The following is an 18,325-nucleotide window of genomic DNA, read 5'->3' as shown; positions in this document are numbered from 1 at the left end:
AACAAAATAGATTGCAATACTACTAATACATTATGAGCGAAAACCTAGAACAGTCATTTGTTGCGCAATTGAAGGCTAATCAGAATATAATCCACAAAATTTGTAGATTGTATACTGCTGGCGAAGATGCACACAAAGACTTGTTTCAGGAAATTACCATTCAGCTTTGGAAAGCTTATCCGAAATTTAGAGGCGACAGTAAATTTTCGACCTGGACGTATCGGGTGGCTTTAAATACCGCCATTACCTTATACCGAAAAACCAAAAGAACCATATCGACCGTAGAATATGAAAGTCATCAGCATTTTGTAAAAGATGTTGATTACAACTATGAAGAGGAAGAACAGATTAAATTGATGTACAAAGCCGTTTATCAGCTTAATGACATCGAAAAAGCATTAGTTTTTATGTATTTAGAAGACAAAGATTATCAAGAAATAGCAGAGACCCTAGGGATCAGCGAAGTGAATGCGCGCGTGAAAATGAACAGAATTAAGGGGAAACTTAAAAAAATACTAAATCCTTAAAAATTATTATGAAAGAACTGGATTTATTAAAAAAAGACTGGAAAAAGAACTCGGCTTCTTTTCAACAAATTTCTGAACAGGAAATCTACAAAATGATTCACAAAAAATCATCTTCTATTGTGAAGTGGATTTTGATAATCAGTATTTTGGAAATTTCTTTTTGGACTTTTTCAAACTTATTCCTCAATACTGATGATGCTTTGCAAAAAATCAATCATCCGGAAATTGTCAACGCACTTGAATATCTGACTTACCTAAATTATTTTGTTGGATTGGTTTTCGTATTTATTTTCTATAAAAACTACACCACAATTTCAACAACTGTTGCCACCAAATCACTAATGAGTGCTATTTTAAGAACTCGCAAAACCGTGCAGTACTATGTTTGGTATAATCTGGGAATGATTGTTATAATAGCAATATTAAGTTTCTTTGTCGCTTTTGTATACAATCCGGACATGGCTTTTATACGAGAAAAATTAGCTGCAAATGGCAAGGCTATGTTTATAACTTTCGGGATAGCACTTTTAGTTTCCTGTGCCTTCTTTGGACTTTTCTGGTGCTTTTACCGCTTACTTTACGGAACACTTTTACGAAGATTATATGCTAATTATAAAGAGTTGAAGAAAATTGATTTCTAAAAAAGGTACAAAGGTTCAGGGAGGCAATGGTCTAAAGGTTTTCTTTTGAGTCTATAAAAAAATAATAACCTCTTATCTTTTTGTCAAACCTAAAAAATATTTACAAATCTAATTTTCATTCTCCGGCTCCTTATAACTCCATCTTCTCATTTCGTTAAGTTCTTCCTCTGCCTTAATTACTTCGGCTGGAATAACTTTTAAAAATGATGGATGTTGTTCAATCGCATATTCAACTTTTTCTACAATTTCTTCAATGGTGTCGTTTTCATAATCAATGTCAAGAGGTTCTTTGATTATAAAAGATTGTAGTATTCCTTTCTTCTTCATTCGCAATCCTTTTTTGTCAAATGAGCGACGGAAACCGTCAATAACAATCGGAATTACAATTGGTTTATGCTGTTTTATAATATGTGCTGTTCCTTTACGAACTGGCTTAAAAGACTTTGTTGTTCCTTGCGGAAAAGTAATTACCCAACCGTCTTCAAGGGCAATTCTAATGTTTTCAGTATCATTAGGATTCACCTCACGTTTTTCAGTAACATCAACACCTTTAGCACGCCATGTTCTTTCTACGGTAATTGCACCTACATAGGCTAAAATTCTTGGCAATAAACCCGCCTGCATCGTCTCTTTGGCAGCAACATAATAGATATTCATTTTGGGTTGCCACAAATAACCAATGTTCTTAATAGTATCTTGACGTCCGCTTAAACTTGCGTTAAAGACATGAAACATTGCCACAACATCAGCAAAATAAGTCTGGTGATTCGAAATAAACAATACATTATTATCTGGCAGCGTTTTAATAATTTCAGATCCTTCAATCTGCAATTCATTAAACCCCCTGTATCTGCGGTGCGTCATGGCACCCAAGATTCGGATTAACCATTTCTTGATGAATAATATATGTCCAAAAGGATTTCGTTTAAACAATCCCATACGTGCTTATTGTGTTTTTTTGTTAGGTCGCAAACATACAAAAATTATTCTTTTAGCAATACTATTAAGCAATTTCGGAAATAAATTGTTATTATAATGAATATCAAATCATTAATTTTTCATTTTTACGAATTTTCCTCAAAAGTAATTTTCAAAACTTCTCTTAGTTCACTCAATATCATCGCGGTTGCGCCCCAAACAACATGATTTTGAATATTAAATGCCGGAACTAAAACATTTGCAACATAAGAAGTTGACAATGTGGTTTCGATAATAATTTCATCATTCAAAAAATCTGACAGTGGTAATTCAATAATGTCAGCTACTTCTCTGATATCGGGAAAGAATGAAAGTTCTTCTTTGGCAATTCCCAAGAAGGGATGTACTAAAAAATTACTTGGCGGAATATACATCGGGGTAAAATGCTTAACTATTTCAATTTTTTCAGATGAAACTCCAACTTCCTCTTCCGTTTCTCTTAGTGCTGTTTCTTCAAAATTGACATCTGAAATTTCATACTTTCCTCCAGGAAAGGCAATTTGTGAAGAATGAACACCATTATAAGCATTTCTAACAATTAAAACTAAATGTGTTTCATCATTTTTAGGATAAAACAACATCATAACGGCAGCAATTCTTGGAGTTTTGGTTGCTATATCAAAATTTTTAAGTTCTTCAATGCGTCCTTTTGGAGCCATCTTTATGTGGGCCAGAGTGGCCGGCAATTCAACTGGAATTAAATTAGGAACATATTGTAAAAAATCTTGAAAATCCATGATTAAAGGAAGTTTTTGTAAAAAATTAAACCTAAAGATAGTCTAGAAATCATCATCTCACAAGTTTTAAAGTTATCAATCCCTTAATTTATGATTACTGATAAAGGAATTCGATAAAAATTGTATTTTTATAATGCAAACAACTAGCTCTTTATGCTTTAAGACTCCAAAATCATATAAAAATCAATTTATGCATCAAAAGATAATCAGTTATAGACTTTTAGTACTTTTCATATTTGTATCAAAATCAAGTTTTGCTCAAACAATACCAAAGGACAGTCTTAATTCAAAATATAAACTTACTGGAAAAGGGAATATGTATAGTGGTATCACTTTTTCATTTTCAACCAAAGACACTGATAAAAAAGAAGGCTTATTAGTTAATGTAAATGATGAGTCCCGCAATCAATTTAAAACAAGCGTTGATGCTGGTTATTTTATTAAAAACAACTTTGCTCTGGGAGCATTAATCAGTTATGAAAATACACGAAGAGAACAAACCGAAACCGACTCGCAAAATATTCCAACTACAGTTCAATATGCCAAAGACGCATATGGTATTTATGGTGTGATGAAGAATTTTATTCCCCTTGACCAGAAAGAACGATTCTTTTTATACAATCAAATTCTATTGGGAACTTCTTTTAGCAGTTCTCTTGAAGAAAGGACAACTGATGATTTATTGACCAGGACCTATTCTAAAGATCGTTCAATAGAATTACAAATAAACCCAGGAATCATGGTTAATGTAGTTAAAGGTTTTTCTGTAGAAGTTGGAGCGCAAATTGCAGGATTTAAAGCAACATGGTCTGAAACTAAAGTAAATGATGCAATTACAGAGAAATCACATGGAACAGATTCTGATTTCAGCATCAATTTACTTCGATTAAATATTGGGTTTTATTATTATTTTCCAATTAAAAAAAGAGCTCAATAATCATGAAAAAACTCCTCTTCTATTCAATTTTGATATGTGGTCTTTTAATAACGACTGCCGCTTGTGTTGACGATCAATATTTTGGTACTTCTGACAAAAATGATATTCGATATATCACCATAGAAAATCAATCTGGTTTTTCTATTATTAACGAAGAAACTAAAGAAATTAATATTACCGTTGATGCCGATGCTGATGTCACTAAACTAGCTATTGATTCATTAGCCTTGTCAACATTTGCAACCATTTCTCCTGTCAAAGAAACGATTCGGGATTTTACCTCTCCGCAAACTTACACTGTAACGGCAGAAAATGGAAACAAAGCCATTTATACAATTATTGTTACGCAGGAAGGAGCTAATCCGCAATTAGAAAATAGTGCTTTTGATGACTGGTATATGCCTTCTGGAAAAGCTTACAAACAACCTGGATTAAATGACAACACTATTTGGGCTACCGCAAATGATGGTACAACAACTACAAGCGCAGCTAACGTAACTACTTATCCGTATCTAAATACAGGTACAGATTATGTCGCGCAAATTATCACTAAAGATCTTGGCAGCGTTTCAGGTATTGTTGGACAACGCATGGGCTCAGGAACTTTGTTTACAGGAAAATTTGTTTTGAATATTTCTAATCCTCCTGCTTCAGCACAATTTGGGATTCCGTTTACAGCCAAACCAAAAAGTTTTTCGGCAGAAATTAAATATACAGCCGGAACACCTTATCAAGACGGAAAAGGGAAGGTTATGGACAAAACAGATCAGGCTGATATTTATGTAATCCTCGAAAATAGAGATAACCCAAGTGCTATTAAAAGAATTGCAACAGGATGGCATAGAACTAGTACCACAACAGGTGTAAATCTTCAAAATATTAGTGTAAATTTGACCTACGGAACGTTAGACTCATCTTATCCTGATTATCAAAAACCTGGCAACGGACTTTATGGAAGCGCAACAGACAAACCAACACATATTATAGTAGTTTTTGCCTCAAGTGCTGACGGAATTTTGTATGAAGGTGGTGTAAACAGTACGTTATATGTAAATAATTTTAAACTCCAATATTAAATAGTTACGGCTATACTAAATTAAAAAAATGTACAGTAAAGAAGAATCACAAAAAATAAAAAGAGAATTTTGGGTGGCTTTTGCCGAGAAATATCCGCGCAAATGGGTTCTTTATGACACTAAAATAAAAGACTTTTCTTTTAAATTTTTCGTTGACAATAAAAAAGCTCAGGTTTTAATTGATATCGAACACAGAAGTGATGAAAAAAGAACAGCTTATTTTGAAAAAATAGAAGCTTTAAAAAATATTCTCGAAGAAGAATTTGTTCAGGATTTAGTTTACGAGAAAAATTACACCTTGGAAAGCGGAAAAACTATCAGCCGAATCTGGGTTGAAAAAACAGGCTTAGGCTTTAGCAACCGTAATAATTGGGATGCTATTTTTGATTTCTTCAATGAGAAAATGCATGCTCTTGAAATGTTTTATTTAGAGTATGATGAGTTCATCAAGGACATTGATTAAAAAGGTTCTAAGATTACAAAAATGAAAGGCTCTGAAAATTCAGAGCCTTTTATTCAATCCTGCTTTAGGACAATTACTTTTTAATTATCTTTTTCGTTTCCGTTCCTTTATCAGAAAAAACTTTCACAAAATAAATCCCTGAATTAAACTGACTCATATCTATTTCAGGAGTTTGTTTATCTTTTAAATCTGCGGCATACACCTCTGCTCCATTAACTGAGTAAATGGCAATTTTTGTTGGTATAATCGAATTTGAAAATGATAAACTCATTTTCTCTGCAACAGGAATTGGATAAACCTGGACATTTGAAATCTCTTTTTGAGGAGTTGGATTAACTCCTAATTCTCCTGAAGATTTACCTACATTTATTTTAACAATAAATGATGGGGCATTTTCTCCAGGATTATCCGAAGCGCCTATTGCAAAAATATAATTATCATTATTAGATGTTGATTTAACTTTTGATTTTGCGGTTGGAGGAGTTTCTTCTTGTAAAGCAATGATATCGCTTAGATGGTCAATTTTAAACGGCATCTCAAAATCTTTTACAAATGTTCCGTTAAGATTGATTGCCGTGACATTGGAGTCACCTTCTGTAATATAAATAACAGAACCTAACTGCTCAATTTTTCTGTAATCGTGATAATCATTACTTCCAATTTTTCCGCTTTTTTGGTTTTCATTAAATTCCAAATCCATTTTACCATCTTTAGAGACTTTTACAATTTGATTTGGAACTGAAACTCCATTAAAAGTTGAAAATATTTCAGCAAATATAATGTCTCCAGAATCAAGTATTTTAATTATACCAACTGGTGAGTCCGGACCTGAACCGTCTATTTTAAAAGTATCATCAATTGAGCCATCTAAATTAAGTCTTACTATCTTATATGAATATCCTCCGTTATTAAAAACATTATACACACCACTACAAAGAATTTTATTATCTTGTAAATCAAAATAAAGACCTGTAATCCAAATATTTGGATCTGAATTTAATGCAGTGTATACAGCTTCTTGTTTTCCGTCTTCATCTAATCTGAATAAATTCCATTGATCTGTAACTAAAATCTTACCGTTTTCTAATACTTTAAAACGACTCATTTCAATAATTTGCGAATCTTTTTTAAAGTCAAAATCTTTTAAAACCTCTCCTTTATTATTCAGTTTTAGAAATTTAGTTTTAGTACTTACAAAAATGGTCGTACTGTTTACCACTTGGAATTGTCTTATTTCTCCAATATACTTCGGAAAAACGAATGATTCATTAAAAGATCCATCTGAATTCATCAATGCAATACCAAAAGTGTTTACATCATTAATTTTAACAAAATCTCCTTTCACTACTAATTTTCCATCAATAGATTCTCCTGTTTCAAAACTTCCAAATCTACTAGTCTGTAAATCTGAAGATTCTAAAGTATTTCCGTTTAAATCGCATACTGATAAACCATATCTATTACCAATTTGCTCTGTACTATTATATATAATTTTGTCCGCAACAAAGCCCATATTAAAATCATACGCTATTTCGTTTAGTTTAGCACGTGAAAAATTTTCATCTACTGATCCATCTGAATTTAACCTAACAAAATAAAAACCATAATCGACAATGTTGTTAATTCCTACATTCAAATATATATAAGAATCTTTAACGAAAATTTTTGAGCTGAAAGGTGTACCATACTGACATTTGAAACTCGAATCAAGTGTTCCATTTGGGTTTAATCTTATCATATAAGGTACTATAGAATTTTCTTCCGAACTAAAAAAATTCCCTCCAATTAATAACTTGCCGTCATCTTGTAGTGTAAATGAAAATAGATACCCTTTTCCTCCTTCTCCAATATCAAACGTAGTATCAAGTGCACCATCAGAATTTAATCTTACAAGACCATTTTTAGCGATTCCATTGACAGATGTAAACATACCTCCAACATAAATGCCCTCACTAGATACCGCAACAGTATTTGTGAAATTGTTAAATTCCAAATCATTATTAAATGTTTGATCTATAGAAAAATCACTATTGTATCTGTGCAAATAGCAGCTCGTGCTACCATAAGCGCCTATTTCGCCTCCAGTGACTAATATTTTATCATCATCCTGAATTGCTATAGATTTTGCCATAATAAGATCAGTTACCGAACCTATAATTTCTCCATTCAAATCAAGTTGATACAATGCATAATGATCAGCAGCAAGTGCGGTCGAATTATCCATTAAAACTATAATGTTTCCATCACTTTGAATTTTTGCATCTCTAATTTCTAATTTCGGATCTACATTAAAAGTAAAATTTTCATCAAGTGAATAATCAGAGTTTATTCGAATAAGGTTACCGACTTTTTTACCTTGATAGAAATCAATCTTACCGCCAATTAAAATCTTGCCATCAGCAAGCTCTTTAATCACAGTAATTTTTGCCGCTTTATAAGGGATGGGCTTTATAAAAGATTCATCAATAGTTTGGGCATAAGACGATAAAATTCCGAAAAGAGTAAGCAAAAATAAAGAGTAGAATTTCTTCATACGCGGTGTAGGTTAATTGTTTTTGGTTTAAGTTTTTTTTGAGAAAAAAAATTCACGATCGCATCATTTTTACTAAAAAAACAATGAAAAACGAATAATTTTAACAAGTCAAATATAACAATTTTCACTACATAACTCTTAAAATTAAGTAATTTAAAATAGTTCAAAAACATGCTTTAAATCGCTCAGATCATTAAAATTTTAAAACAACAAACCCGACAAATTTTTAAAATTAGTCGGGTTTGTTATTTTTTTTTAATTAAACCTGAAAACTTTTTTAAAGTAATTATTCTTAATAAATTTTCAAATTAATGAAAGTGTTTTGAAAATTTTATTTCATTTTATCTTTGATCATATTTTTTATTTTTTGATCATCATAACCAAAAGTCGAATAAACAATTTTTCCATTTGGGTCTATTAAGAAAAAGGTTGGATACCCTGTAACTCCATATTTAAGCAATGTATTCCCTGTTGTTCCTTCTCCATCAGAAAGCGATAGCCAACTAATTTTATCTCGTTCCAAACCTTTTTTCCAGGTTAATTCAGATTTATCGGCATTAAAACTTACTATCTTAAGATTTTTATAATTACTTTCAGAAATTTCTTTTAACTCTTTTTTTGATCTTATACAAAATTCACAATAGGTTTCAGTAAAATCTAATAAAATATAATTACCTGTAAACTCAGATAATTTATGCTTTTTGCCAAATTGATCTTTTGCTTCAAAATCAAAGAAAAAATCCCCTGTTTTTAATTGATCTCCTATTTTTAAATAATTAAATAATCTTTTACCATAAACGCTTTCTTTATAGTTAGATGGCAAACTATTATAGCTATTTTCCAACTCAATTTTCTGATAAGTACTTCTTAAATTAAACAGCTCTTTAATTCCTGCAAATGAATTCAAATTTGATTTAATATAAATCTTCGTTATACTATCAGTTATTTTATCAATCGTATGCATACGATCGACATTTTTCTTATATAAAGTTTTATGAGTTGAACTTGTATCTGTTGTTTCTTTTCTTAGAAATGTCACAATTGTATCTCTTTCTTTTTGATATACCTTAGTTTGATTTTTCAAAATAGTCAATTTATTTTGATGTTCAGAACCAGAAATTACTAAATCATAAGGGAAATCTTTTTTATTACCATTAATTGCAACGTTTTCATTTGCAATAAAAAGTTGAGTTGAGTAAAATTTACCTTCAGATTTTAAAACTAAATATAAACTTTTAGGTTCATCAGACAATCTGCTTTTCATTACAAATCTATCATTTAAAATAATGGTACTATCAATAAACTGATTGAGCTCAGGGTCACTTAATAATACTTTATCTCCATTTTTAAAACCAGAGATCTTTCCTGAGATTGTTTTATTTTGAGAATAAATAATACAACTTACAAGGAATAAAATGCTTAAGATAAATTTACTTGCCATCTAGAATTAACTATTATTAATTAAACACTAGTCATATTATAAACAATAATATGATCATCATAGTTAATATAAAGCTGTTTGCGATACTCTTGCTTTTTACGTGTAATAATAGACAACTTACACTCACGTCCGTCATTATCTTTACACATGAATGAATAAACAACATCGGTGTCATTTTCTTCTCTTTCGATATAATTCAAAATATTAAAAAGTTGAATTTCCTGAGAATAAACTACAATTCGGTGTTTATTAGTGTCTAAAATTACCGAGAGATTCACTAAATCAAGATTGGACCACTCACCCCATTTTCCTCTTTCGTTTTTTTCTAAAACACTAAATCCTGAAGTTTTAAACTGATATGACTGGCTTTGAACCTGTTGCAGGCCAAATACCAAAAAAAGTAATATTATGTAGGTTCTTATAGAATTCATATTGTATTTCTTGGGGGAAATTAAAACTCAAATTTAGCCTTTTCTTGGGCTGCAGCTTCAAATTCAGTCATCATTTGTTGAATAATTTGTTCAACTGGCAAAATTTCGTGAATGAGTCCGGCAATTTGCCCTATTTCAAGTTCTCCTTCATCAAGATCACCTTCAAACATTCCTTTTTTAGCTCTTGCTCTTCCTAAAAGCTGAATTAATTCTTCTTTTGAAGGACATTTTTCATACAAATCCTGAACATCCTGATAAAACTTATTTTTTACCAATCGAACTGGAGCCAATTCCTTTAAAGTTAATTGGGTATCGCCCTCTTTTACATTAACTATTGTTTCCTTAAAATTATTGTGCGAAGAGGATTCTATTGAAGCTGCAAAACGGCTTCCAACCTGAACGCCATCGGCACCTAAAATCATTGTAGCCAACATTCCCCTTCCGGTTGCAATTCCTCCAGCGGCAATAATCGGGATCTTAATTTTTTCTTTCACCATCGGAATCAGCGTTAATGTTGTAGTTTCATCGCGGCCGTTGTGTCCCCCGGCTTCAAAACCTTCTGCAACAATAGCATCTACCCCTGCTTCTTGTGCTTTCAAAGCAAAAACACTACTACTTACAACATGAACAACTGTAATTCCTTTTTCCTTTAAAAAAGAAGTCCAGGTTTTAGGGTTTCCTGCTGAAGTAAAAACGATTTTCACCCCCTCTTCCACCACAATATTTATGATTTCTTCAAGATTGGGATATAACATTGGTATATTAACACCAAAAGGTTTATCAGTCGCTTTTTTACATTTCTGAATGTGCTCTCTCAAAACTTCAGGATACATTGAACCAGCTCCAATTAAACCTAAGCCTCCTGAATTACTTACTGCAGAAGCTAATTTGTAGCCACTGTTCCAGATCATTCCGCCTTGAATAATTGGGTATTTTATATTGAAAAGTTGTGTGATTTTATTCATGCAAGCAGGTTCTTATTGTTTGATTATCTTTCCGGTTTTATGCAAACCTTCGGCATCAAAAGTATAGAAATAAAGTCCACTATTTAATGCTTCGATAGAAAGAATTGGGTTTTGATTCGTAATTTGTTTTTCGATTAGTTTTTGCCCCAAAACGGAGTAAATTGAGACTGATGCTTCATAATTTTCACTTGAAAAAGAAAAAGAAACAAATGTTTTAGCTGGATTAGGAAATATTGAAAAATCAGAAAAAGCGAGAAAATTTTGAACTCCTAAAGTAGATCCAAAATTCGGAATTCCGTATCCATAATCATTGTTTGGATTTGCAAATCGATCCGAAATCTCCAAAAGCATTTGTCGAATTTCCTTATTTGTTTTAGTTGGAAAAGCTTGCCATAAACAGGCAATCATTCCAGCCATTACCGGACATGAAAATGAAGTTCCGTTAGCCGTTCCAATAGTACCAGAAGCATCGGAAACAACTGTAGCAGTTCCCTGAGCCATAACATCAGGTTTTATTCGATTATCGAAACTCGGGCCAATTGAACTGAAATTAGATTTTATTTTTGATGCATCAACAGAACCAACGGTGATAACTGAAACTGCATCGGCGGGTGCTCCAATGTGAGGTTCAGGCGTTCTGCCTTCATTTCCCGCTGAAGCGACCACGATTATTCCCTTACTGAAAGCGGCTTCTGCTCCACGAGAAATGAAATTGGTGGCCCCATTCATATCACTGTAGGTATGGCTGTAATTAGCATTATCATACTCAAAATAACCTAATGAAGTGGTTATAATATCAACACCTAAACTATCTGCTCTTTCTGCAGCTTCAACCCAATTAGATTCTTCTACCGGGTTTTCAGTCGGATTATATTCTGTAATAAATAAATAATAAGAAGCATCTGGAGCTGTTCCAATCAAAGCATTTTCTTTATATCCCCCCATCGTGGAAAGCACCATTGTGCCATGGTCATCACCTGCATAAAAATTTTCGCTTTTTGATACAAAATCATAACCTCCCAAAATTTGCTGATTATCTATCAGTCTTTTAAAAGGTTCTGCCGTATTTACATTTGGAAACCCTCCATCTAAAACAGCAATTATTTTTCCGGCGCCAGTATAATTTTGTTTATGCAAGACATCTCCATTGAGCATCTGAATTTGGCTTCCAGAATTTCCGTAAGCATAATCAATAGTCGTTTTTAGCTTGTCATTAGTTTTGGTTTCCTTATTTTCTGAAACTCTTTTAGAAGTAGTATTTAAAGTCCTATCCGCGAAGACAACTTCATCAACAAATACAAATGATTTAAGTGTTGAAATATTGGTCTGAGTCCCGCGAATATGAAGTGCGTTCAACCATCTTGACATTGCCATAATGGTAATTCCGGAACTTGCTTTTATTTGATTTATATAGCTTTTTTCGATAGGAACATCAGTTACATCTAATGAGATATTTTGATTCGTTCTTCGGTCTAAAGAACGTTGAGTAAGCATAGATAAAGGATTATCCAAAAATAGCTGTGAACTAGGCTTATCCTTAAAATAAACCCATGCATCTTCTTCCTGCGAAAACATCACAATAGAAGACAAGAATAAAACAAACGTGAAACAGTATTTCATAGTTTACTTTTTTTTAGAGGGATAGCCTCCGTAAAAAAGTATAAAGCTAAGAAATTACTCCCGAACCAACTAATTCATCATCGAAATACCAGGCAGCAAACTGACCTTCCGTAATCGCAGATTGCGGTTCATCGAAGCGAACATACATTCCATCTTCAAATTGATGTAAGGTGGCTTTTTGCAAAGGCTGACGGTAACGAATTCTCGCCATCACTTTCATTGTTTCACCAGCTTTTAAAGCCAAATCAGTACGAATCCAATGTACTTCAGATTTTTCTATGAATAAAGCTTTTTTGAATAGACCAGGATGATTACTGGTTAAACCCGTATAGATTGTATTAGTCTCAACATCAGTCGCAATAATAAATAATGGATCAGTTGTTCCACCTACGTTCAAACCTTTTCTTTGTCCAATGGTAAAATAATGAGCACCTTGATGTTTACCCACTACTTTTCCCATGGTTGAAAGATAAGCACGTTTCTGAGCTTCTAATTTCAATTCCTCCTCTAATGATAAACCAGCAGGTTTTTCAATATCATAAATTGGATCGTTTTTATCAATCTGAACAATTTTACCTTCTTTAGGCTGCAATTTTTGTTGCAAAAATTCCGGTAAACGCACTTTTCCAATAAAACATAACCCTTGAGAATCTTTCTTTTCAGCCGTTACCAAATCCATTTCAGCCGCAATCTCGCGAACCTCAGGTTTAGTCAAAGCACCAATTGGAAACAATGCTTTTGCCAATTGCTCTTGCGATAACTGACATAAAAAATACGATTGATCTTTGTTATTGTCCGCACCGGCAATCAATTGATAAACGGGCTTTCCATCCACTTCAATTTCACTTTTTTGGCAATAATGTCCCGTTGCTACATAATCAGCACCAAGACTTAAGGCAATTTTCATGAAAACATCAAATTTGATTTCACGGTTACAAAGCACATCAGGATTTGGAGTTCTCCCTTTTTCATATTCGTTGAACATATAATCAACGATTTTTTCTTTATATTCTTCGCTTAAATCGACAGTTTGAAACGGTATTCCGAGTTTTTCAGCAACTAGTAAAGCGTCATTACTATCCTCTAACCACGGGCATTCATTAGAAATAGTAACCGAGTCATCATGCCAATTCTTCATAAAAAGGCCAATAACTTTGTATCCTTGTTGTTGCAATAAATAAGCTGCAACACTCGAATCTACTCCTCCAGAAAGTCCTACTACTACACGTTTCATTCTAAATCGTTTATATTTTTACAAGGGTGCAAAGGTAAGTCAAATTCTAGATTATTTTGGTAGTTTTGATTAGTTTATGTAATCCCACAGTAGATAAAACCTATCGTTTTTTTTAATTACTTTTATTCATCAATAAAAATGTCATGCGAAAATTTGTTTACACTTTTATCCTTCTCTTCACTATAACCACTTTAAGCGCACAAAACTACAGCGCTACTTTGGCCAATTATGAAGTGTATAAAGCATTTAAAGGCAAACCCTTATCGGATAAATTCTCCAATATCGAATCGGTAAAAATTGTTTATGATCTGAAAACTAAAAAAATGTATTATTTCAATAGTACTTTAATTTCCCATCATTATGATTTTGTAACCAACTATTTAAGCTATGACCAAGAAGTAGAAACTTTTAATAAAGATAATTATAGCGATACCGAAAAAAGCAGAAATTATCTATTGGGAAATCTCAATCATATCAAAGGAACGGAAAAATGGATTTTTGAACTGGCAGCTTCAGATCGTATGCCAATTCCGCTGATTGAGAACTTTTACAATTTAGTTTTAAAATCCAGTTTCATTGGTTCAAATTTAAAGTTCTACCTGAATAGTCCTGAAAAAATGGAGTGGTTTGTGGAAAATAAATTCAAAATTCCATGTGTCAAATCAAATTACATATTTAATGACGTCACCTATCAGGAAGTTGTTCCAGGAAGTACTATTGGTATCCTCAAACAATACAAAATAAAGGATTTAGAGAATATGCGACCAAGCCCTGATGAAATCATAATTTTGAATGGAACACCCGACATTTTACCCGATGTAAGAGGAATTATTGTCAATGAACTTCAAACTCCATTAAGCCATTTGGTACTTTTAGGAAAAAACAGAAAGATTCCTATTATGGCTTATACGACTGTTTTTACTGACAACAACATCAAAAGATTGATTTCAAAAAAGGTAGAATTAAAAATAGAAATTGATACTTTTTACATCAAGGAAACCAGTAAAAAAATAGCGCAAAAAAGTGTTTCAAAAAAGAAGCAATTGGTTGTTGACAATAGCGTTACAGATTTGATCGATTTGAATACGATTCCAAAAAAAGGTGTCAATTTTATCGGTTCCAAAGCGCAAAACATGTCTTATCTGATTGCGATTTCGAAAGATATCACCAAAGATCTCTCTTTTAAGACTCCTGAAAACGCACATGCTATACCGTTTTATTACTATACGCAGCACATTCAAAAAAAATCAATTTCAACTTTAATAAATGAACTTCTGGCTAATCAGCACAAAGATTCTACAGTGTGGATTAATCATCAATTAAAGAAAATTCGTGATGTTATTAAAAAAGAACCAATTGATCCTGAATTAATCACTAAACTAAATCAGACCTTTAAAAATGCTGCTTTTAAAAATTTCAGATTCAGATCCTCTACCAATGCTGAAGATTTAGATGATTTTAATGGAGCTGGACTTTACGATTCTAAAACAGGGATTTTAGGTGATAGTACAAAAACTTTCGAAAAGGCAATAAAACAAGTTTGGGCGAGTGTCTGGGATGAAGGCTCTTATAATGAAAGAGAACTTTTTGAGATCGATCAACAAAGTATCGCTATGGGAGTATTGGTCCATCGCTCTTTTCCTGATGAAATAGCCAATGGTGTAATTATAACCCAAAACATCTTCAGAAAAAATTTCCCTGGTATTACTGTTAATATTCAAAAAGGAGAAAACTCAGTTGTTAAACCTGAAAAAGGAGAAATCTGCGAACAATTTACTGCTTATTATTTGCCATCTCAAACTAAAGACGAAGAGTTCAATGTTGATTATACATCAAATTCTAATCTGAACAATAATGAGCCTTTGCTAAGTAAAAAAGAAACAATTCGATTGAATCTTATCTGCCAAAAAATAGAAACTCTAATGAATCGATATTGGAAAAAAAACAGATTAAATCCAGTTGATATAGAATTTAAAATTGTTGGAGAAAATCGGGATTTATATATTAAGCAGGTTCGCCCTTTCAATGAATAATCAATAAAAAACCTGTAAATCTATTTCATTCGAAACTGTATTGATCAGGATAATTTTGAACTCGAAATCGTCAACATTAATTTTTTGTTGAATCGATTGACGAATTCTTTTATTGTCTAGTGAAAAATCACCTTCCAATGGAATTTTCACATCAACAATATTCAAATATTTAGAAGCTTTTTTATTTACTAAAATGGAAGCTAAAATGTAAAATCCGATAATAATTATTTGAAAGAACAATAATACTTCAATCTTTTCATACGGATACATAATATCTAAAATGGAAAGCGTGATGGTTGCAAAGAGGAAAATAATAGCATTTACAGTAAAAGACTGTGTTCTGAATCTTAAAATTGAAAATATAGCAAATAACCCGAAACCAATCCCTACTCCAATTTCTATTTTGGTAAATAAATAGCAAAGCGAAAAAGTACAAAGACCAACAATTACCATCAGCGGATTTATGGTTTCGTTATCCTTTCTGTTAGAGAAAAAATATAAAATCAAAATTGAAAAAAACAATAATAAAAATCTTCCGATAAGCTCGTTTAAATCCATTTAATCAAAGTATTAGCAAATCAAATTTAGAAAAAAGTTTGCCACAAATTCACGAATTTTATTATTGATTTAAAAATTCGTGAATTCGTGGCAAAAAAATAATTTTACTCGAGCAGTTTCAATAACTATTATTCCATCTTTGGTTTTGAATCGGCTTTATAATTGCTTTTTGGATCGCTCATATTTACTTCTTTGGTTAACTTCCCTTTTAAGTAAAACTGCCACATTCCAACTTTCTTTCCATTCAAAAATTTTCCTTTAGAAGCCATCACTCCATCAGAATCGTAAAAAACAGCTTCTCCGTTATATTCATTATTTTTATAGGTACTTTGCTCTAAAAGTAATGCGTTTTGACCGTATTTTTTATATGTTCCTTCTTTTAAACCATTCTTGTATGTCAATTCTTCGGCAATTTTAGAATCCGGATAAAAAACTGATCTTACGCCGTCCAGCTTTCCGTTTTTATAATTTTCTAGTGTCATAACTACTTTCGAAGCTTTATGGTAATACTTCCATTCGCCTTCACGCGATTTACCCACTTCTTTTCCCTCACTTACTTTATTTTTATTCTGATCGTAAAAAATAGTGTACGAGCTTCCGTCATTAGAAGTAAAATCACGTGTTGCAACAATATCTCCTTTTTTAGTATCATCAAAAAATTTAAATACTCCCGTTTCTTTTCCATGACTAAAAGTTCCTTCATAACGGGGACGTTTTGAAAGTTCGTAAGTCCCTTTCCAGACTCCGTCTTTTTTTCCATTAGTATCAAGTTTGTTGAAATCTTGTGAAAAGGCGGAAGCGCTTATTAACAATAAAATCCAAAATTTTCTCATAATTCGTTTTTCTATATAACAGCAAAAATTATTTTTTAGTATTTACAAAAGTAGGATCATTTCAACATTAATTTCGCTTTTTTTAATTAAAATCAAGTTTAAATTCTGTTTAACTTTTCTGACTCATAAAAAAACAAGGAAGTACAAAAAAAACCCACAAAACAATAAAAAAAACACTGAAAACCAACACATTAAAACCATTAAACAAAAAAGTTAAATTAATATTAAAATAAATAATTGTTTAATGTTTTTGTAAAATTGTTAAACAAAATAAATAACTTAGCAGTAACAAACAAAAAATCAATATTATGAAAACAATCAAAATTAAATTAATTGCTTTATTGGCATTAATTGCTTTCGTCAGTATTTCATGTAACAATGATGATGATGATTCATCTCAACAACCCCAAACGATCGTCTCTATTGCGAAAGCAAATCCTAATCTAACCTCTTTGGTTGCAGCTCTTGAAAAAGCTGATTTGGCAACCACACTAAATTCTTCCGGTTCTTATACCGTTTTCGCACCTACTAATACCGCTTTTAGTGCATTTTTAACTGCCAATGGTTATGCTAATTTAAATGCAGTTCCTGTTCCCGCTCTAAAAGAAATATTATTAAATCATGTTTTAATTACGAAAGTAAAATCGACAGAAATTGCCACGGGATATGTAAAGACTTTAGCAAAAGGAAGTGCTTCATCTTCAAATACCATAAGTATGTATCTTGAAAAAGGCTCTGGTGTCGATATCAATGGTGGAAAAACAAATGGTGGAGCAACAGTCACTACTGCAGATGTTGAAGCATCAAACGGAATTATTCATATAGTTGACGGTGTTATCGGATTACCTACTATTGTTAATCATGCGGTAGCCAATAAAAACTTCACTACCCTTGTTGCTGCTTTAACTTTCAATCCTTCATCTGGTTTTGCAGGAATACTATCCGGAACAGCTAATTCACCGTTTACCGTTTTTGCTCCCACAAATGCGGCTTTTACAAGTTTCTTAACTGAAACTGGATTTTCCGGACTTGCTGCTATTCCAGCTAATGTTTTAGAGACCACTTTAAAATATCATGTTGTTGCAGGAGCTAATGTGCAGTCAACTTCATTAACAAATGGACAAGTTGTAAGCACCTTTGCTGGTCAGAATTTTACAATTGGCTTAACTGGCGGTGCGACAATCACTGATGCAAGTAGTAGAGTAAGCAATATAGTAGCTACAGATGTGCAATGTTCAAATGGAATTATTCATGTAATAGACAAAGTTCTTTTACCTGATTTTTAATTAAAAAAAAGCCGTCTAATTAGACGGCTTTT

Annotated in this window: 17 protein-coding genes; 7 read left to right on the top strand and 10 right to left on the bottom strand. The window is 32.2% G+C overall.

The genetic code is table 11. The annotated features are described in order from the left end of the window. Nucleotides 1-32 precede the first annotated feature (32 nt). Both IRZ99_RS00645 and IRZ99_RS00640 read left to right on the top strand, forming a co-directional pair. Nucleotides 33-527 carry an RNA polymerase sigma factor gene (locus IRZ99_RS00645; protein WP_026982022.1) on the top strand — a complete coding sequence of 165 codons (495 nt, stop codon included), beginning with the start codon at nt 33-35 and terminating at the stop codon, nt 525-527. Nucleotides 528-535: 8 nt separating this feature from the next. Further along, nucleotides 536-1,168, top strand: coding sequence for a hypothetical protein (locus tag IRZ99_RS00640; protein WP_194655439.1), 633 nt, complete (start codon nt 536-538; stop codon nt 1,166-1,168). Between the two features lie 108 nt (nt 1,169-1,276). Here IRZ99_RS00640 and IRZ99_RS00635 read toward each other — a convergent pair whose 3' ends face one another. Beyond that, nucleotides 1,277-2,107 (bottom strand): 1-acyl-sn-glycerol-3-phosphate acyltransferase, encoded by an 831-nt coding sequence (locus tag IRZ99_RS00635; RefSeq protein ID WP_194655438.1) that lies wholly within the window; start codon nt 2,105-2,107, stop codon nt 1,277-1,279. A gap of 125 nt (nt 2,108-2,232) precedes the next feature. After that, a complete protein-coding gene (locus IRZ99_RS00630; protein ID WP_194655437.1) occupies nt 2,233-2,883 on the bottom strand; it encodes a CoA pyrophosphatase in 651 nt (216 codons plus the stop codon). 190 nt (nt 2,884-3,073) lie between these two features. Between IRZ99_RS00630 and IRZ99_RS00625 the strand changes: the two genes are divergently transcribed. From IRZ99_RS00625 to IRZ99_RS00615, 3 genes are read left to right on the top strand one after another with little or no spacing between them, the layout of a single operon-like run. After that, a complete protein-coding gene (locus IRZ99_RS00625; RefSeq protein ID WP_194655436.1) occupies nt 3,074-3,820 on the top strand; it encodes a hypothetical protein in 747 nt (248 codons plus the stop codon). Between the two features lie 2 nt (nt 3,821-3,822). After that, entirely contained in the window at nt 3,823-4,896 is a 1,074-nt protein-coding gene (locus IRZ99_RS00620) for a PCMD domain-containing protein (protein WP_194655435.1), read from the top strand. Between the two features lie 28 nt (nt 4,897-4,924). Continuing rightward, complete coding sequence (locus IRZ99_RS00615; protein WP_194655434.1) at nt 4,925-5,359, top strand: DUF4268 domain-containing protein; 435 nt, start codon at nt 4,925-4,927, stop codon at nt 5,357-5,359. Nucleotides 5,360-5,432: 73 nt separating this feature from the next. On the opposite strand, the gene IRZ99_RS00610 is transcribed toward IRZ99_RS00615, so the two are convergent. The 6 genes from IRZ99_RS00610 to mnmA form a co-directional block, all read right to left on the bottom strand. Beyond that, a complete protein-coding gene (locus tag IRZ99_RS00610) occupies nt 5,433-7,892 on the bottom strand; it encodes a T9SS type A sorting domain-containing protein (RefSeq protein WP_194655433.1) in 2,460 nt (819 codons plus the stop codon). Nucleotides 7,893-8,223: 331 nt separating this feature from the next. Then, on the bottom strand, nt 8,224-9,333 hold the full coding sequence (locus tag IRZ99_RS00605; RefSeq protein ID WP_194655432.1) for a TlpA disulfide reductase family protein: 1,110 nt from the start codon (nt 9,331-9,333) through the stop codon (nt 8,224-8,226). Nucleotides 9,334-9,353: 20 nt separating this feature from the next. Further along, nucleotides 9,354-9,764 (bottom strand): hypothetical protein, encoded by a 411-nt coding sequence (locus IRZ99_RS00600; RefSeq protein WP_194655431.1) that lies wholly within the window; start codon nt 9,762-9,764, stop codon nt 9,354-9,356. Nucleotides 9,765-9,784: 20 nt separating this feature from the next. Beyond that, nucleotides 9,785-10,729, bottom strand: coding sequence for a nitronate monooxygenase family protein (locus IRZ99_RS00595; RefSeq protein WP_194655430.1), 945 nt, complete (start codon nt 10,727-10,729; stop codon nt 9,785-9,787). A 12-nt stretch (nt 10,730-10,741) separates the two neighbouring features. After that, nucleotides 10,742-12,349 carry a S8 family serine peptidase gene (locus IRZ99_RS00590; protein ID WP_194655429.1) on the bottom strand — a complete coding sequence of 536 codons (1,608 nt, stop codon included), beginning with the start codon at nt 12,347-12,349 and terminating at the stop codon, nt 10,742-10,744. A 46-nt stretch (nt 12,350-12,395) separates the two neighbouring features. After that, nucleotides 12,396-13,583, bottom strand: a complete 1,188-nt coding sequence (mnmA, locus tag IRZ99_RS00585) for a tRNA 2-thiouridine(34) synthase MnmA (RefSeq protein ID WP_194655428.1) — start codon at nt 13,581-13,583, stop codon at nt 12,396-12,398. 143 nt (nt 13,584-13,726) lie between these two features. Here mnmA and IRZ99_RS00580 point away from each other — a divergent pair, with 143 nt between their 5' ends. Beyond that, a complete protein-coding gene (locus IRZ99_RS00580) occupies nt 13,727-15,616 on the top strand; it encodes a PEP/pyruvate-binding domain-containing protein (RefSeq protein WP_194655427.1) in 1,890 nt (629 codons plus the stop codon). Here the strand turns inward: IRZ99_RS00580 and IRZ99_RS00575 are convergent, their stop codons facing one another. Both IRZ99_RS00575 and IRZ99_RS00570 read right to left on the bottom strand, forming a co-directional pair. After that, nucleotides 15,617-16,174, bottom strand: coding sequence for a DUF4956 domain-containing protein (locus IRZ99_RS00575; protein WP_194655426.1), 558 nt, complete (start codon nt 16,172-16,174; stop codon nt 15,617-15,619). Between the two features lie 128 nt (nt 16,175-16,302). After that, complete coding sequence (locus IRZ99_RS00570) at nt 16,303-17,007, bottom strand: toxin-antitoxin system YwqK family antitoxin (protein ID WP_194655425.1); 705 nt, start codon at nt 17,005-17,007, stop codon at nt 16,303-16,305. 308 nt (nt 17,008-17,315) lie between these two features. Here IRZ99_RS00570 and IRZ99_RS00565 point away from each other — a divergent pair, with 308 nt between their 5' ends. Beyond that, on the top strand, nt 17,316-18,293 hold the full coding sequence (locus tag IRZ99_RS00565) for a fasciclin domain-containing protein (RefSeq protein ID WP_194655424.1): 978 nt from the start codon (nt 17,316-17,318) through the stop codon (nt 18,291-18,293). Nucleotides 18,294-18,325 lie beyond the last annotated feature (32 nt).

Origin of the sequence: Flavobacterium sp. LC2016-12 (genome assembly GCF_015351595.1) — a bacterium.
Classification (GTDB): domain Bacteria; phylum Bacteroidota; class Bacteroidia; order Flavobacteriales; family Flavobacteriaceae; genus Flavobacterium.
The sequence above is the reverse complement of the archived record's forward strand: the minus strand, read 5'-3'. Positions and strand labels throughout refer to the sequence as shown.

What these genes read in the sequence shown, in the direction of transcription:
- IRZ99_RS00625 (WP_194655436.1), top strand. Translation starts at nt 3,074, where the DNA reads ATGCATCAAAAGATAATCAGTTATAGACTTTTAGTACTTTTCATATTT.
- IRZ99_RS00570 (WP_194655425.1), bottom strand. Translation starts at nt 17,007, where the DNA reads ATGAGAAAATTTTGGATTTTATTGTTAATAAGCGCTTCCGCCTTTTCA.
- IRZ99_RS00580 (WP_194655427.1), top strand. Translation starts at nt 13,727, where the DNA reads ATGCGAAAATTTGTTTACACTTTTATCCTTCTCTTCACTATAACCACT.
- IRZ99_RS00615 (WP_194655434.1), top strand. Translation starts at nt 4,925, where the DNA reads ATGTACAGTAAAGAAGAATCACAAAAAATAAAAAGAGAATTTTGGGTG.
- IRZ99_RS00610 (WP_194655433.1), bottom strand. Translation starts at nt 7,892, where the DNA reads ATGAAGAAATTCTACTCTTTATTTTTGCTTACTCTTTTCGGAATTTTA.
- IRZ99_RS00565 (WP_194655424.1), top strand. Translation starts at nt 17,316, where the DNA reads ATGAAAACAATCAAAATTAAATTAATTGCTTTATTGGCATTAATTGCT.
- IRZ99_RS00575 (WP_194655426.1), bottom strand. Translation starts at nt 16,174, where the DNA reads ATGGATTTAAACGAGCTTATCGGAAGATTTTTATTATTGTTTTTTTCA.
- mnmA (WP_194655428.1), bottom strand. Translation starts at nt 13,583, where the DNA reads ATGAAACGTGTAGTAGTAGGACTTTCTGGAGGAGTAGATTCGAGTGTT.
- IRZ99_RS00595 (WP_194655430.1), bottom strand. Translation starts at nt 10,729, where the DNA reads ATGAATAAAATCACACAACTTTTCAATATAAAATACCCAATTATTCAA.
- IRZ99_RS00640 (WP_194655439.1), top strand. Translation starts at nt 536, where the DNA reads ATGAAAGAACTGGATTTATTAAAAAAAGACTGGAAAAAGAACTCGGCT.
- IRZ99_RS00620 (WP_194655435.1), top strand. Translation starts at nt 3,823, where the DNA reads ATGAAAAAACTCCTCTTCTATTCAATTTTGATATGTGGTCTTTTAATA.
- IRZ99_RS00590 (WP_194655429.1), bottom strand. Translation starts at nt 12,349, where the DNA reads ATGAAATACTGTTTCACGTTTGTTTTATTCTTGTCTTCTATTGTGATG.
- IRZ99_RS00645 (WP_026982022.1), top strand. Translation starts at nt 33, where the DNA reads ATGAGCGAAAACCTAGAACAGTCATTTGTTGCGCAATTGAAGGCTAAT.
- IRZ99_RS00605 (WP_194655432.1), bottom strand. Translation starts at nt 9,333, where the DNA reads ATGGCAAGTAAATTTATCTTAAGCATTTTATTCCTTGTAAGTTGTATT.
- IRZ99_RS00635 (WP_194655438.1), bottom strand. Translation starts at nt 2,107, where the DNA reads ATGGGATTGTTTAAACGAAATCCTTTTGGACATATATTATTCATCAAG.
- IRZ99_RS00630 (WP_194655437.1), bottom strand. Translation starts at nt 2,883, where the DNA reads ATGGATTTTCAAGATTTTTTACAATATGTTCCTAATTTAATTCCAGTT.
- IRZ99_RS00600 (WP_194655431.1), bottom strand. Translation starts at nt 9,764, where the DNA reads ATGAATTCTATAAGAACCTACATAATATTACTTTTTTTGGTATTTGGC.